We start from the raw sequence: 15,087 nt of genomic DNA on the forward strand, positions 1-15,087 counted from the left end.
CGTTGAATTTACGTGACCAATTACTAGAGATCTTACAGGCGAGCGAGAAACCGCTCTCTGTCGATCAACTGACCGAGCGACTACAGCTCGCGTCGACGGATGACTTCAAAGAACTCATCCGCACATTGAATGCCCTCGAGGAAGAAGGTGCCATCGGCCGGACGCGGACGAACCGTTACGGGACGCTCGCCTCGCTCGGTCAAGTCGCGGGGATCATCTCGATCCACCAGCGCGGCTTCGGCTTCTTGTCGGTCGAAGGGGAAGCGGAAGACGTGTTCTTGCCGCCCGACCAACTGAAAGACGTCTACCATGGCGATACAATCCTCGTCAAAAAACGCGAGGACAACCGTGGCAAGACAGAAGGAATCTTATTGAAAGTATTGAAGCGCGGACTCTCCGAGTTCGTCGGGACGTATACGCTCCCGAGCGGTCGACTCGACCAGTTCGCCTTCATCGAGCCGGATGACAAGCGCATCAACTTCTGGCCGGTCGTTAACCCAGAGAAATCACTCGGTGCCGTTGACGGACATAAAGTTGTCGTGCGCATCACGAAGTATCCGGACGGACGCTTCGCCGGTGCCTGTGACGTCGTCCGCATCATTGGGCATAAGAACGACCCAGGCGTCGACATCTTGTCGATCGTCTATAAGCACGGCATTCCGACGGAGTTCCCGGAGGACGTGATCGCGCAGGCGAATGCGGTGCCGGACGAGGCGGATGAGAAAGACTTCATCGGTCGCGTCGACCTTCGTGACGAGACGATCTTTACGATTGACGGCGAAGATGCGAAAGACTTGGACGATGCCGTCCACGTCAAAAAACTCGATAACGGCAACTACGAACTCGGTGTCCATATCGCCGACGTCTCGCATTACGTGAAAGAGGGCTCGCCGCTCGACGTCGAGGCGCTCGAGCGCGGGACGAGTGTCTATCTCGTCGACCGCGTCATTCCGATGTTGCCGCACCGACTCTCGAACGGAATTTGTTCCCTCAACCCGCACGTCAACCGCTTGACGCTCAGCTGTGTCATGGAAATCTCCCCGCAAAACGGGAAGGTCGTCAGCCATGACTTGTTCCCGAGTGTCATCAAGACGACGGAACGGATGACGTATACGAACGTCCGTGAAATCATCGAGCGCGATGACGAAGAGACGTTGAAAAAGTACGAGCCGTTCATCGGTGAGTTCGACCTCATGGCCGAACTTGCGGAAGTCCTTCGGAAACGACGCAACTCACGCGGTGCCATCAACTTCGATTTCGCCGAGGCGAAAGTCGTCGTCAACGAGGAAGGGAAGCCGGCGGATATCGTGCTTCGTCCACGTTCGGTCGCCGAGAAGTTGATTGAGGAGTTCATGCTCGCGGCCAACGAGACGGTCGCTGAACACTTCCACAAGATGGACGTGCCGTTCATCTATCGTGTCCACGACAATCCGAAGCCGGACAAGCTCGACTTCTTCTTCGACTTCGTCGCAAACTTTGGCGTTCACATCGAACGCATCAAAGGACAGACGGTCGAACCGAAGACGCTTCAAAAAATCTTGAAGGCGATCGACGGTGAACCGGAAGAGCCGGTCATCAGCACAATCATGCTTCGCTCGATGCAACAGGCGAAATATGATGACGTATCGCTCGGTCACTTCGGACTCGCGACGGACTTCTATACGCACTTCACGTCACCGATCCGTCGTTATCCGGACTTGATTGTCCACCGTCTCATGCGCACGTACGTCTTCAACAACGATTTGTCGGAGAAGACGATTGCGAAGTACGAGGACCGTCTCGGGGCGATCGCCGAACAGGCATCGAAACGGGAACGTCGTTCGGTCGACGCAGAGCGCGAGACACAGGCGCTCAAGAAAGCCGAATACATGGAAGCCCATCTCGGTGAAGAGTTCGATGGTGTCGTTGCCGGCGTCACGAACTTCGGGATGTTCGTCGAGCTTCCGAATACGATCGAAGGTCTCGTTCGTCTTCAGTCGATGGATGACTACTACCACTTCGATGAATCACAGCTCATGCTGCTCGGGGAGCGGACGAAACGTCAGTTCCGTATCGGGGACGCCGTCCGTGTCAAAGTCGACGCCGTCAACCTAGACGAGCGGACGATCGACTTCACGGTCGTCGGCATGCCGAAACGGGAACCATCGACACGTCGCCAACCGACAACGATCAAAGCGAAAGGCGGTCGTCCGAAGAAGGACGAGAAAGACCGTCGTGGTGGTCGCGGTCGGGACGACAAGAAGAAGCGCGGCAAACCAGGAAGACCTGGGAAGCCGGGCAAACCAGGAGAGAAACCGAAACGTGACGGGGAGAAGTCTTCCCAAGGCCGTTCGGCACTCGACTTGAAGAAGAAAGACAAGCACAAACGAAAAGGCGACGCCAAACGAGGTGCGAAGAAGCGTCGCTGACGGGGAAGGGCTCGTCCCTTCCTCCGTATCTTGTAGATAAAGGACTGAATGTGTATGGCCAAGAAGAAAGATTCGAACGCACTCGCCCAAAACCGCAAGGCGTCCTTCGATTACGCAATCGAGGATACGATTGAGGCAGGCATGGTGCTTACAGGGACGGAAATCAAGTCGGTCCGTCAATCGAAGATTAATATCGCGGATGCGTACGTCCGGTTCGACGGGGGCGAGGCGACGCTTCACAACTGTCATATCAGCCCATTCGACCAGGGGAACCGCTTCAACCATGAGCCACTTCGCGTCCGAAAGCTATTGTTGCATAAGAAGCAAATCAATCAGCTTATCGGGGCATCTGGGCGTGACGGCTACACGATCATCCCGCTCAAAGTGTATATCAAGAACGGGTTCGCCAAGTGCCTGCTCGGCGTCGGAAAAGGGAAGAAGAAGTACGACAAACGCGAGGACTTGAAGAAGAAAGATGCGAAACGTGACGTCGACCGTGCGATGCGCGATCGGCAAAAATACTGACAACGAATCCTGATTGTGGTATATTAAATATAGTACCAATTACCACCCCGGGGACGTTATGGATTCGACGGGGGTAGGTCGGTCGTATGTGGCGTGTCGAGGGGTCGGCCTCGTTAAAACGCAAACGCCTATAACTGGCAAAACTAACACACAACTCGCAGCAGCCTAAGTGCCCTGCGGATCCTGACATCCATCGCTTGTGTGGATGACTTTCAGGGTCTCAAACTAAGCAAGCTACGCTTCAACCTCGCCGTCTGAGGGCGCGAAGAAGAGATGAAACAGACTGGATGCGACAACGCCTGTTTATCGGCAGTGTCACATCGAGATTCAATAGATAAACTACACACGTAGAAGCATACGTTACGATGCCTTCGGACGCGGGTTCGACTCCCGCCGTCTCCATTTTGAAGCAGTCTGTAACGACTGCGATCAATGATTTTCATGAAGACCTTCTAATTTCATTGAGATTAGGGGGTCTTTGCTTTTGATTGAAGTCATAAAGAATGGAAGGTGAAAAGCATGGGGAAATATCAATTAGACACGAGAAGCAAAGTAGCTGCGGCGAAGTATCAAGACGGCAAAAAGCCGACTGTCTCGAACAAGAAGGAACGATTGAACAAGCTTCGTGAAGCGTATTTGCAGAAGCAACAAGAGAAGAAGTGATCTGACGAAGGATTATTGAGTGCCTGCTCATTAATCCTTTTTTTATGTGAATTTTCTAGTATAAGATGATTATTTAATTATCTGTAGTTTTTAAGACTTATTTATGAGTATACTTATTTAGGAAGGGGGATATTATGAGCAATATTTTTTCGAGAATGTCTCATTTAATATTATTTTTAATAATTACATTTTTATTGAATCTTTGGTTTGAAAACTCAAAAGTTTCTGCCACACTTTATTCTGATTACGTGGAGCCGATAGTCGATAATACTAGGTTACCAATTGTTTATACGCTTTTTTTTGTTGGAATTATAATATTTATAGGTTATAGATATTTTTCTTTTACAAAATCAAATTTAGAAGAAGAAATTAAAGATCTTAATGAAAAATTAACTTCTGAGATGCAAATCTTAATTAGCGCCAACCAAGAACTGAGTAATTATCGTTTTAAAGACAATTTAGAAACTATATTTCGTAAATTCATTACACAAAATAAGTATGTACATGCTGTTCAATCCTATCGATTTATAGAAAAAAACCATAGAGAGAAAACTGTATTCACTTTAAATTTTCTTACTGGTTCAGTTTTTGATGATGTTAATATTAATGCAATTCACCAAATGACTTTTCCTATCAATAGACATCACTTAGAAAGTTTCAGGGAAGCAATTGAATATGTGGAAGAAGACATTAGTGAGCTTTCGAATTTTGTGGTTTGGGCATTTAATGAACTGGAACGAACATCGTCTAATACGGATGAAGAGATAGGACTCTACATGTTAATGGATCTTGCTTTAGAAATATTAGAAGCTAAAGCAAACGTTAATTTTGCTCCAAACTTTGATGATGTGCAGAATAAAAGATACGAGGAGTTACGCAGCTTGCGTAGAACCGGCTTGATAAGATCAGGAATCCTTAAAGAAGGCTTTTATTCTTTCACATATGAAGGAGATAACGAAAAAGCAAGCCGTCAATACTTGGTGTCTTTTGCTGAAATAAGCGGCGAACCACATCTTCTTTCAATAGCCCTGGATAGAAGTATTTTAGACGGGAATTATGAGGAAGCTCTGAACAAAGTCAAGGATGAGTTTACTTTACTTTTAAATGAATTGGAAAACGGGTATAATTTATAACACGCAGAAAGGTAAGGTGAACTTTATGCATAAAATTGAAACCAAAAATAGAATTTCTACTTTTAAAGACAATCCAAATTGGAAAGAAAATCGAGAACGTGCATTAGAAAATTTGCGTAGTGTTGGATTCGAAGTAAGAGAAGGGAAAAAAGTTCCAGATAATGGTGTATATTCAGGGGTTGTTGGTTCTTTAGGTGAAGAGCTAGTGATCAACTTAAAAAAATAAAAAAAGTATAAAATCGGATCTTTCATTTCGAAATCCGATTTTATACTTTTTTACGTTTTATAATATTTTTTAGAATGAGAATATAAAATTAATGACACCATAAATCAGTAAGTAAAACATCATCACTGTTAGGCCGTATATCTATTTCTCTAGGTATTTTAACAAAAACAGGAACTTGCATTGCACTGCCAGTTATAATTACCTCGCCCTTTCCTAAACTAGGTATCATTTGATAAGAACTTTTATCAAGTGTTGGCATAGTATTTTCAAGCATTCTTAAATCTTTATCATTGACGAGACGATGAATAATGTAATTATGTATTTGTGACAGTATAGTTGGAGAAATATCGGCAGGACGTTGACTTGATAGAGTCAAATAGTAACCGAATTTTCGCCCTTCTTTAATAATTTCTTCAAATACTGCCAAACGATAATCCTGCCAATCATCCCCATTATTTTTATTCATATCATTTAATATATTGTGGGCTTCGTCAATAATTAAGTGTTTGGTTTGATTGATTTTTTTTGCGGAAACTGTAAATCTTTGTTCATCATAAATCATTTTAGAAATCAACATAGGAAGTAAACGAGTGATTGATTGGTTCGCATGCACTAAGGATATTATATTTAAAGCTTTATATTCATTAGAAATATTTTCTTTTACTTCGATAACTTTTTCTAGACTATTAAATGATGTTTCTATTCTATTAAATAAAGGGTTTATATGTTGAATATTAGCGGATTTCCACGCAGAAACATAAACTTTTTGAAATTGCAGAAAATAATTCAACTTTTGAATATAAGTACCCTTATCATATTGTCGTTCAAGTTCGATTTGTAAGTCATCGATTTTTAATTCTTGGATTCCTTGAGGAGTGATTTGTCCGTTTTCAAGAATAGTAATTTTGTTTTTTGACATCATTTTTAAATTTCCATATTCATTTTTACTAAAATTACCTACTAACCCGCTAAAATGTGTTTTCTCTATCCCTAATTTTTTAGCGGAAGATATCCAGTTATTAAGTGAGTCGCCCTCAACGCTCTTACTATCTTTTATAATACGTTTCAACAAACCTATTTCCATTTTTGCAAAACTAGCACCATCATCAATATTGTCGTTAAACATTTTTAATGCTTTTCTCAAAAAAGGTACTTGGGTCGCCGGACGTGCATCAAATAGAATTGCTAAAATATCAGGATCAAATAAATAATCTTTTTTAATAGGTAGTTTATCTTCATTAGTTTCTATTTTAGTATTGACTCTAAATATTTTTTTATGTTTGTTTTTCACACCAAACATATTTTCATTCGTATATTCATTATTAAAATCAATTATAAAGAATTGCGACTTTTGAATGATTTGCTGATAATACTTAGATTTAAATAACTCAAAAAATAGTTTATGTAAAGTATTAGACTTACCACTACCTGTATTACCAAAAATACCTATATGCGATGCAAAAAAATTATTAATTGATAAATGTATCGGGTACCCTTCTAAAATAGAGTCACCAACAGTGATAGTTGAGTCAGCTCCCTTTACATCATATATTATCTTTAGTTCGTGTTGTGTGGTTAATGAAACTTCATTACCAATCATTGGAACGTGTTTACTGGTAACTTGAAATTCTCCATTACATATTACCCCCTTTACTTTTAGAGTGATTATACGATTAATTGAATTTTTAGAGTATCTATTATCAAATTCGGAACTTTTGATTGTATTTTGTTGGTCTATAATTTTTTCAGTAGAAACCGTGGCAATAATTTTAACTTCATTTTGATTAATAGTTAAAAATGCTCCTACTTTTGGTCCTGTAAGTAGTTCTCCATACCATATAAACTCAGAGTCATTAGACATGTGATACATACCGACATGAGATAAGTTGCCTTCTACACCCACTATGACGCCGAGTTTTTTGTTACGTTCTATCATTTTGACCCTCCAGATTAATATTTGCCAAAATATTTGTTAAGTCGGATAGAGTAAAATTATTTCTTTTGCTTTCCGTTCCGGTTACATCTTTTTCAAACAAGTTCTCTGGTGTTAATACTTTGAAATTATATCTTTCGTTTTCAAAGTTTAAATTTTTTAAATAAGTCATTTTATCATCGTCGCTATACCCGAACGCATAAACCATTAGCTCTGGATTTTGTACTGCTCTCCTTATCATTTTTGCAATATGCTTGTCTTGAAATGAAAAACCTATAACAATCAAAACAGATTGTGGTTTATCTAATTCCATTTGAAAGATTCGTAGCATTTCATGAAAATGATTGTTATAAAAAGTAGCTGATGATTCATATCCATCAGGGTGAACAACTACCGGATTAGAAACTACAGTATTTTTTATTAAAATATGTTCATCTTGTTTTTCCCAATTGACTGATCCGTGAGGCTTAATCAATGTTATTGATGGAATTTCGTTAATGTAATTGTTGTTTAGACCTTTATAAGAAACCATACGATTGTAATTAGAACTTTCTAAGTAGCGATTAAAGTATCCACTTGCGCCGTCGTTAAATACTAATTTATGTTTTTTCAACATTAAATCCATTGATTTTTCAAGAAACAAGTCATAATTAGTTGTGAATATATTTACATTTTTGGACACTTGCCGTGAATTTGATAAATTCATTACCGAAATAATACTTTCTAAAAAATTCTGATAATTTTTTAGAACATGTGAAACGCTACTTTCATCATTTTTATTTTCTACTGTCAATTCATTACTAATTTTTTTAACGTACTCTAATAATTTTTCGTTAGCTGATACACCTTCAGAGTCTTTAAATGTCCCCATCAACGGAATTGCTGGAACTGATACTCCGGAACCCAATAAAAAGTTGAGTTGTTTCGTAATTGCTAATGCTCTTAATTGTTTTGAGATATCTTCTTTCATTAAATTAATAACACCCTTTCCGTGTTCAATTCTTTGGGATTGTAAAGTATCATTGAAATGAAGATGAAACTAAGTTTGATTAAACGTTATCATTTAATATAATACTGTGACTTCTATAAGTAGTTTTCAATCTTTATTTTCTGTTATAAATCTTTATCATCCAACTTCAAAGTATAAAATATTTAACATTTCATTCTAAATTAAAAAATTATGTTTTCTTACAGTATATTTATTTATGAGTGAACAGGGTACATTACCTCTATGTGAAAATGAAGGGGAGTGAGCTTTATGCGGAAAACGATTGTCATTGCGGGGGCGAGCGGCTATATCGGCTCGAACGTGATGGAGCAGCTGAAAGAAGAGTATGATATCATCGCGTTGTCGCGATCAACGAAGAATAAAGAAGATGAAGCCCATATCACATGGCGTGCCTGTGACTTATTTTCATATGAGGCAACCAGAGAAGCGTGTGAGGGAGCGGACTACGCCATGTTCCTCGTCCACTCGATGATTCCGGACGGTGGCTTGACGCAGGCGACGTTTGAAGATATGGATGCGCTCATTGCGGATAACTTCGCTCGGGCGACGAAGGCGAACGACATCGAGCAGATCGTCTATTTGAGCGGCATCATTCCGAAACAAGAGAAGACGTTGTCACGTCACTTGAAGAGCCGACTCGAGGTCGAACACATCCTCGGCGGACAAGGCGTACCGGTAACGACGATTCGGGCGGGGCTCATTATCGGTCCGGAAGGCTCATCGTTCCCGATTTTAGTGAAACTCGTCAAGCGGTTGCCGACGATGATCTTGCCACGTTGGACGAAGACGGAGACGCATCCGATTGATATTCGGGAAGCCGTTCAGGCACTCATCTCGGTCGTCGGTGCCGAGTCGCTTTATGACCGTCACATCGACATCGGCGGGCCCGAGGTGATGACGTATCGGAAGATGATTGAACAGACGGCCGAGGTCATGGACAAGCGTCGCGTCTTGATCGACTTCCCATTCCCGACAATCAAACTGTCGCGCCTGTGGGTCATGGCCGTCACGGGTGAACCGAAGGCGACCGTCTATCCGCTCGTCGAGAGCATGGGGCATGCGATGGTGGCAGAAGATACCGTGGAAGGCATTGGACAGGGAGAGATCCCGTTTAAACAGGCTGTCGAACATGCGCTTGAAGAAGAAGAGAAGCAGTCCTCGGGCGGTAAGGAGAAAAAGCAACCGAAATCGTATACCGTCCGTTCGATTCAGCGGTTCGGTCTGCCAGAGGAAAAGTCGGCGCTTTGGATGGCGGACACGTACTTCGAGTGGCTCGGTCGTTTTATGTATCCGCTCATTCAGACGACGAAAGAAGACGATGATTGGGAGATCGCACTGCTCGATCCGTCATTCGTCGCACTTCATCTATCACTTGAACAGGAAGCGACGGACGATATGGCATCCTTTGCGATTGACGGGGGGAAGTTCGTTAAATTGAGTGAAGAGGATCAGACGGGACGTCTCGAATTTAGACGATTACCGGAGTCGGATGAAGGACTCGTCGCCATCCATGAGTTCGTACCAGCACTTCCGTGGTGGTTCTATACGAAGACGCAGGCGAAAGCCCATCTCGTCGTCATGTGGTTGTTCGGTCGTCACGTGAAGTTGCTGGCGAAAGACGCGGAAGACGGCGATCAAGTCGTAGAGGCTCCGACGAATTAAATGTGATGAAGTAGTGGAAGACAGTGACCCTGTCTTCTTTTTTATGCCCAATGGTCTCGATTTTCATCTGATTTTTAATGTTGATGTACCCATAAGACTCAAAAACAAAAATACATTGCATAACGAGGTATTAGCGTGGGAAAATTAGGTGAGTTGAATTAGGTGATGAATGGAGGGCACTATGGAAATCGATAAAGAAATGCTGAAAGGTCATATCGATACGATGATTCTGTCGTTACTCAACAATCAGGATATGTATGGTTATGAAATTGCCAAAGTCGTACACACACGTACAGATGAAGCGTTCGAATTAAAAGAAGGGACACTCTACTTATCCTTAAAACGTCTTGAGAAGAAAGGGAGTGTGGAATCTTATTGGGGAGATGAGCAAGGGTCAGGGGGAAGGCGGAAGTATTATCGGATCACGACAGATGGACGAGCTGTCTTGGCACGAAAGAAAGTGGAATGGCGTCTTGTGAAACAATTGATGGACCTATTTTTGCATGAAGAAGGTGATTCGTTTGAAGCACGTGGATGAATACATTGACGAACTCTATCAAAGCGCTGACCCGCGCCTTCAAGAAACCATTGAGTTAAAAGAGGAAACGCGAACTCATTTAGAGCAGTCGATTCAGGATTTGATGATTAAAGGTCACTCAGAGTCAGACGCCACTCGCATTGCATTCAATCGGTTTGGAGGGGCTGAGCAAGCTGAGTCGATCATACATATGATGCAAATTCAACAAAATCGTTTTGCGAAGCAACTGCTTCAAATCGGATTTAGCATCGCGATCGTATCGATTTTCCTGTTCATCACGTCGATTGTCATTGGTGGGCGTTATGATTTGGTGTTTGCAGATGCCGTATACCTGAATATTGTTGAATCTTCAACAGATGAAGAAATGAGTCAAGCCATTCTCGAGACGAGTCGATTGATTCATGGTGTGACGATTTCAGACTACAGCAATTCTCGACAGGTCTTCTCAGAGGCCAAGCGGTGGTCGGGTGCTGTGGGACTCATCTCGAATGAAATCTCATATTTGGAGAACGGATTGCTGGTTGTCATTGATGTCATTGATCCACGTAAAATCGGCAGTTTCCTTTTATTGATTGGATTGACGATTTATCTGGTCTTATCGATGGTATGGGGTGTGATCAATCTACATATAAACAGACGATTGAACGTGTGGAGTCTTACGCTTTTATTTTTATTGAACGTGCTCGGTTATTGGATGGCCAATCAATTGGTCTCCACGGAAAAGGAGGACTAACGAATGAAGCAGCTTATTCGACGTGAATTCACTAATTTATGGACACCGCGTTCTCTCATGGTATACATCGGTATCATTTTCATCGTGCCGTTCGTGCAATTTATGACCATTCGGGATCGGTATGAGTTCTTTAGCCCAATCGAGGTGTTTGAAGAAAGTGTATCTACCATTCCTGCCATGCTGTTTCCGGTGCTAGCCATCTTAATCTTTTTGCCAAATATCTTGGCTGAATATCGGCACAATTTTTTGACGTATACACGAACACGTATCGATTTATCTGTGTATCTGGTTGCGAAAGGTTTGGTTAATGTGATTTTGAGCGGGATCGTGCTATTCTCCATGATTTTCATGACGTTTTTATTTATCATGTACGTGGAACCTCTATTCCATTTAGTTGAGTACACCGCTGTGACAAATGGAGTAGTGATCCCGACTACGACGTTTTCCTTTTTGCAAGAGATTCATCCGATGCTCTATGGATTCTCTTATGCTGTCTGGATTGGTGTGAACGGGTCGTTGTATGCGACGATGGCGTACCTGTTGATTTTGACACTCGACAACTTATTTGTAGCCATCTCTATCCCATTTTTGGCATACCACATTCTTAATTTTGTGGCAGGGATTTTTCAGGTTCCGCAATTCTCGCCACTTAGCACACTATTTCCGTTTAATATTACGGCACAACCGATTTGGACAATTTTCGTTCCATTCCTTCTTTTTCTCTCCATTGGTTTCGGCATCTATTTACTCCATCTACGGTCACGCCGGGAGTGGAGTTTTTGAGGAGGAAAAATGATGGTTGTTGATCGATTGATGAATGAATTTACAAAAAGGAGCTGGCTCTTTGTTGGGGTCATCATCTTTCTCTATAGTTTGAGGGTAAAACGACAGATATTAGACACAGTACGTTTGAATCAGGTCGAGGTGAATGTATGGGACGGATTTTATGCCCTTATGACGGATATGTATCTTCTGACGTACTTTATCTTTCCTGTCATGTTATTTTTATCAGTTGGGATTTTGATTCGGGAGTATCGTCATGAGGTACTCATTCGAATGTTGACTCCACAAGCATGGATTTACCGAACGCTAAAACTATTTTTTGTAGAGGCCGCACCGCTCTTCACCGTGTTGTTTATACTCAGTACGTTGATGATGATTGGACTGCCATATGAAGCCAGTTGGAGTGATTACACGAAGATTGTCACCGAAGTCAATGCGACGAGTGTATTGCAAAGTCGCTTCTCGCTTCCTTGGTACCCGTTACCCGTTCAACTTTGTCTATGGTTCCTTTTCCTGACGACAGTTCATTTTTCGTTAGCTGGGATTTTTCTTCTTCATGTTAAAAAAGGATGGTTGTACACACAGGCCATCTTCACATTTTTACTTGGAGTCGTAGGATTTAAACTATTTCCCGAGCAATTCTCATTTCTGTCGCCGACGACATATTTATCTATTTCAATGACGTCCGTTTCGTATTCAAATTTGATTGTGGCCACGCTCATCCTGACAGGCATGATTTTGGGTCAGGGACTACTGTTCCGTCAACTTTCAACGATTCAACGAATAGAGTGGAAGCAATGGAGAGGGAACGGAGCATACCTTTTATATGCTGGGTTGGCCATCCTTCATATTTCTTACAACGGAATTTTGAATAGGAGAGAAGGGGCGACGGCTGATGAAGTGATCGTAGCAACCTTCATTGGAGTGGGGGCAGATTATTTTTCTTATTTGTCCTTTATGTCCTATGTGATTCTCTTTTTTGGTGCGACCTATATGAGTCAACTTCGCATGCAGCGAGAACTTTTGGAAATTAGTCATTACAAGTTGATTCGTTATAAGAGTCCGCATCGTTGGTTTCGCAATATTCTCCTTCAGGAGACTGTGTTCTTCTCAATCCTTACACTCAGTTTAATTGGACTGACCTTACTTATGGCATTTCTGTCGAATGTACCATTTAACGTCCATCAAACTTATCAGGGATATACCTTCGCGAGCGTTTTAGGTTTTCTGTTTGTGAGTACTGTTTTGCAGTGCCTCGTGTATACGTTGCTCTGCTTCATGCTGTCTTGGATGATTCGAGAAGTATATGTTGTACCGACCGTTATCGGTCTGTTGTCTTTATTTTTATTTCCAAGTCTGCATGTCAACTGGTTACCAATCGGAATGAACGCGTTAATCGTTCTTGAGTCTACTTCGATGTGGACCGTGTTTATACAGTTGATTGGAGCACTGATTGTACTGATGCTCGGGATTACGTTGTTGTTAAGAAGAAGTTTGCATGTATGAGGAGGATGAATATGACTGCAGTGATCGAATTAAAAAATGTAACGAAATCCTACAAAGGCAATTTGTTATTTGATGCGGTGGATTTGACTGTTCCACAAGGGCGGATTGTCGGAATTGTCGGACCGAACGGATCTGGCAAATCCGTCTTGTTCAAAATGATGTGTGGATTTGTGTTCCCTGATCATGGAGAGGTTTACGTTGAGGAGAAACAAATTGGAAAAGAGAAACGGTTCCCGGAAGGTGTCGGTATGATTATCGATCGTCCAGGTTATATTGCCAATAAGACAGGATTTGAAAACTTAAAAGAACTGGCACAAATTCAAAATCAGATTGATGAAGAGACAATTCGAAAGACAATGTTGATGTTGGGATTGAACCCAGACGATTCACAAAAAGTGAAAAACTATTCGCTTGGAATGAAGCAAAAACTTGCTATCGCTCAGGCGATTATGGAAAACCAACACATCTTGATTTTGGATGAAGCGTTCAATGCATTAGATCATGATAGTGTCGAATCGTTACGTGAACTATTACTTGCTTTCCGAGAAGAAGGGAAGACTATTGTAATGACGAGTCACAATCGAGAGGATATCGATTACTTATGTGAGGATGTCTATCGAATCAACCGTGGCAAGCTTGAGAAAATTGTATGAGTTGTACCGTGTAGACGTATCTAAGAGGTGCGTCTTTTTTGGTTCCAATTTTCGGAAGTACGGTACAATCAATGTAACTTTGTCAAAAGTAGAAAGTGTACATAAGGACAAAACATATATATTCAAATCAAACGCTTGAGGTTGAAAACGGAGGAGTGATCAGTTTTATGATTCAACAAATGAATAATGAAAAACGGCTCAAGGTGTTTAGGCATGCAGGGGTCTCTGAACCGAGCTTTCTAGGTGAGGGTGCGTGGCATGAGGCGTGGAAAGTCGTAAAAGACGGTTGTGAACGGGTTCTTCGGATTCCGAAAGAAGTGGCGTATGGAAAGCGAGTGACGTTCGATTACAATGCCTTGACGGCAGAGTACGCAGCTACGAAGCTATATTATCAGTCCGTCAACCAAGCGGTTCCTGGGGCTGCTCCTGATTTTTACGAATTCTATGTGTCTCCTGATTTCACGTATACATTAGAATCGTTCGGGGGTGATTCACTTTCGTTATATACAATGACGATAGAGCAAGCTGCCTATATCGGAGTCCAAGTAGGGGAAATCTATCGGAAAACGGATCAAATTGAACACGGTGTCGAAGGACTAGGGTATTTGATTTGGAGGGAAGACAAGAAGTTGCACGGTAGTTTGAGCGGTGACCTACACACGTTTGTACGAGAAGAAAGTGACGAACAGTTGGCAGATTACAAAGTGTTGTGTGAAGCATATCCTGAAATTCAAGACGATGTGGTAGCGCAAATGCTTCATGCAGCGACAGAGTTGCGGAACAAACAGGTCTCTGTTCCAAGTCTCGTTAACCAAGATGCTTCTCCTGAAAATATTTTATTGAAAGGGAATCATGTCTGTTTAATCGATCCGTATCCAATCGTCTATGCACCGCGAGGTATGGCAGGGAACTTCATGAATTTATATGAGAACTACTTTCTTGCATTGTCACAAACGGAGCGCTACCGAAAGCATCAGTTTGATACGTGTGAAGAACAATTGAAAGCCATAGCAACAGGATTTCTCGAAGGTTATTGTGACGGAGACGAGTCCATCATTCGTGAAGTTCGAGGGGAACAACTGCTCCAATTACTGGAGACGGTGTATCTCCATCATCAGTTGTTAAGCCAAGAAGAATTGACGCGAGAAGATATCATTCGTTATGGAGATAAGCAGGAAATCACCACTCGGTTATTCGAATTGAACGATTCGCTCAAACAGCTTGCTAGAACATGTTTGACTGAACGATGATCTCTTTAACCAATCATAAACGTGGTGCTTGTTTTGTACATTCTGTTAACGTTTTTCTCAACCCG

The 15,087-nt window shown here is 42.3% G+C and carries 14 protein-coding genes and 1 other RNA gene; 13 read left to right on the forward strand and 2 right to left on the reverse strand.

From position 1 onward, the window contains the following. The first annotated feature begins 2 nt into the window (after positions 1-2). The 6 genes from rnr to KNO99_RS05555 all read left to right on the forward strand — a co-directional run bounded on the left by rnr (position 3) and on the right by KNO99_RS05555 (position 4,955). Positions 3-2,408 carry a ribonuclease R gene (rnr, locus tag KNO99_RS05530; RefSeq protein WP_214746085.1) on the forward strand — a complete coding sequence of 802 codons (2,406 nt, stop codon included), beginning with the start codon at positions 3-5 and terminating at the stop codon, positions 2,406-2,408. A gap of 54 nt (positions 2,409-2,462) precedes the next feature. Then, positions 2,463-2,933 (forward strand): SsrA-binding protein SmpB, encoded by a 471-nt coding sequence (smpB, locus tag KNO99_RS05535; protein ID WP_214693541.1) that lies wholly within the window; start codon positions 2,463-2,465, stop codon positions 2,931-2,933. Positions 2,934-2,982: 49 nt separating this feature from the next. After that, positions 2,983-3,338, forward strand: a transfer-messenger RNA (tmRNA) gene (gene ssrA, locus KNO99_RS05540). Positions 3,339-3,452: 114 nt separating this feature from the next. After that, on the forward strand, positions 3,453-3,596 hold the full coding sequence (locus tag KNO99_RS05545; protein ID WP_214746089.1) for an alcohol dehydrogenase: 144 nt from the start codon (positions 3,453-3,455) through the stop codon (positions 3,594-3,596). A 134-nt stretch (positions 3,597-3,730) separates the two neighbouring features. After that, a complete protein-coding gene (locus tag KNO99_RS05550) occupies positions 3,731-4,729 on the forward strand; it encodes a hypothetical protein (protein WP_214746092.1) in 999 nt (332 codons plus the stop codon). 25 nt (positions 4,730-4,754) lie between these two features. Next, positions 4,755-4,955 (forward strand): hypothetical protein, encoded by a 201-nt coding sequence (locus tag KNO99_RS05555; RefSeq protein WP_214746095.1) that lies wholly within the window; start codon positions 4,755-4,757, stop codon positions 4,953-4,955. A gap of 88 nt (positions 4,956-5,043) precedes the next feature. On the opposite strand, the gene KNO99_RS05560 is transcribed toward KNO99_RS05555, so the two are convergent. Continuing rightward, entirely contained in the window at positions 5,044-6,891 is a 1,848-nt protein-coding gene (locus tag KNO99_RS05560) for an ATP-binding protein (RefSeq protein WP_214746099.1), read from the reverse strand. Further along, the gene (locus KNO99_RS05565) at positions 6,878-7,858 is read right to left on the reverse strand and encodes an SIR2 family protein (protein WP_214746101.1); all 981 of its coding nucleotides are present in this window, start codon (positions 7,856-7,858) and stop codon (positions 6,878-6,880) included. The genes KNO99_RS05560 and KNO99_RS05565 overlap by 14 nt, the downstream gene beginning before the upstream one ends. A 288-nt stretch (positions 7,859-8,146) precedes the next feature. Here KNO99_RS05565 and KNO99_RS05570 point away from each other — a divergent pair, with 288 nt between their 5' ends. The 7 genes from KNO99_RS05570 to KNO99_RS05600 all read left to right on the forward strand — a co-directional run bounded on the left by KNO99_RS05570 (position 8,147) and on the right by KNO99_RS05600 (position 15,022). Then, the gene (locus KNO99_RS05570) at positions 8,147-9,559 is read left to right on the forward strand and encodes an NAD-dependent epimerase/dehydratase family protein (RefSeq protein ID WP_214746103.1); all 1,413 of its coding nucleotides are present in this window, start codon (positions 8,147-8,149) and stop codon (positions 9,557-9,559) included. A gap of 181 nt (positions 9,560-9,740) precedes the next feature. Then, on the forward strand, positions 9,741-10,097 hold the full coding sequence (locus tag KNO99_RS05575; protein ID WP_214746106.1) for a PadR family transcriptional regulator: 357 nt from the start codon (positions 9,741-9,743) through the stop codon (positions 10,095-10,097). Further along, positions 10,090-10,830: a permease prefix domain 1-containing protein gene (locus KNO99_RS05580; RefSeq protein ID WP_371743046.1), complete on the forward strand. Its 741-nt coding sequence runs from the start codon at positions 10,090-10,092 to the stop codon at positions 10,828-10,830. Before KNO99_RS05575 ends, KNO99_RS05580 begins: the two co-directional genes overlap by 8 nt. Positions 10,831-10,833: 3 nt before the next feature. Continuing rightward, entirely contained in the window at positions 10,834-11,613 is a 780-nt protein-coding gene (locus tag KNO99_RS05585) for an ABC transporter permease (protein WP_214746112.1), read from the forward strand. A gap of 12 nt (positions 11,614-11,625) precedes the next feature. After that, the gene (locus tag KNO99_RS05590) at positions 11,626-13,119 is read left to right on the forward strand and encodes a hypothetical protein (RefSeq protein WP_214746114.1); all 1,494 of its coding nucleotides are present in this window, start codon (positions 11,626-11,628) and stop codon (positions 13,117-13,119) included. Positions 13,120-13,130: 11 nt separating this feature from the next. Next, positions 13,131-13,772 carry an ABC transporter ATP-binding protein gene (locus KNO99_RS05595; protein ID WP_214746117.1) on the forward strand — a complete coding sequence of 214 codons (642 nt, stop codon included), beginning with the start codon at positions 13,131-13,133 and terminating at the stop codon, positions 13,770-13,772. Between the two features lie 167 nt (positions 13,773-13,939). Continuing rightward, positions 13,940-15,022 carry a hypothetical protein gene (locus KNO99_RS05600; protein WP_251130963.1) on the forward strand — a complete coding sequence of 361 codons (1,083 nt, stop codon included), beginning with the start codon at positions 13,940-13,942 and terminating at the stop codon, positions 15,020-15,022. Positions 15,023-15,087 lie beyond the last annotated feature (65 nt).

Origin of the sequence: Exiguobacterium sp. s189 (genome assembly GCF_018617615.1) — a bacterium.
GTDB classification, from domain to species: Bacteria; Bacillota; Bacilli; order Exiguobacteriales; family Exiguobacteriaceae; genus Exiguobacterium; species Exiguobacterium aestuarii_A.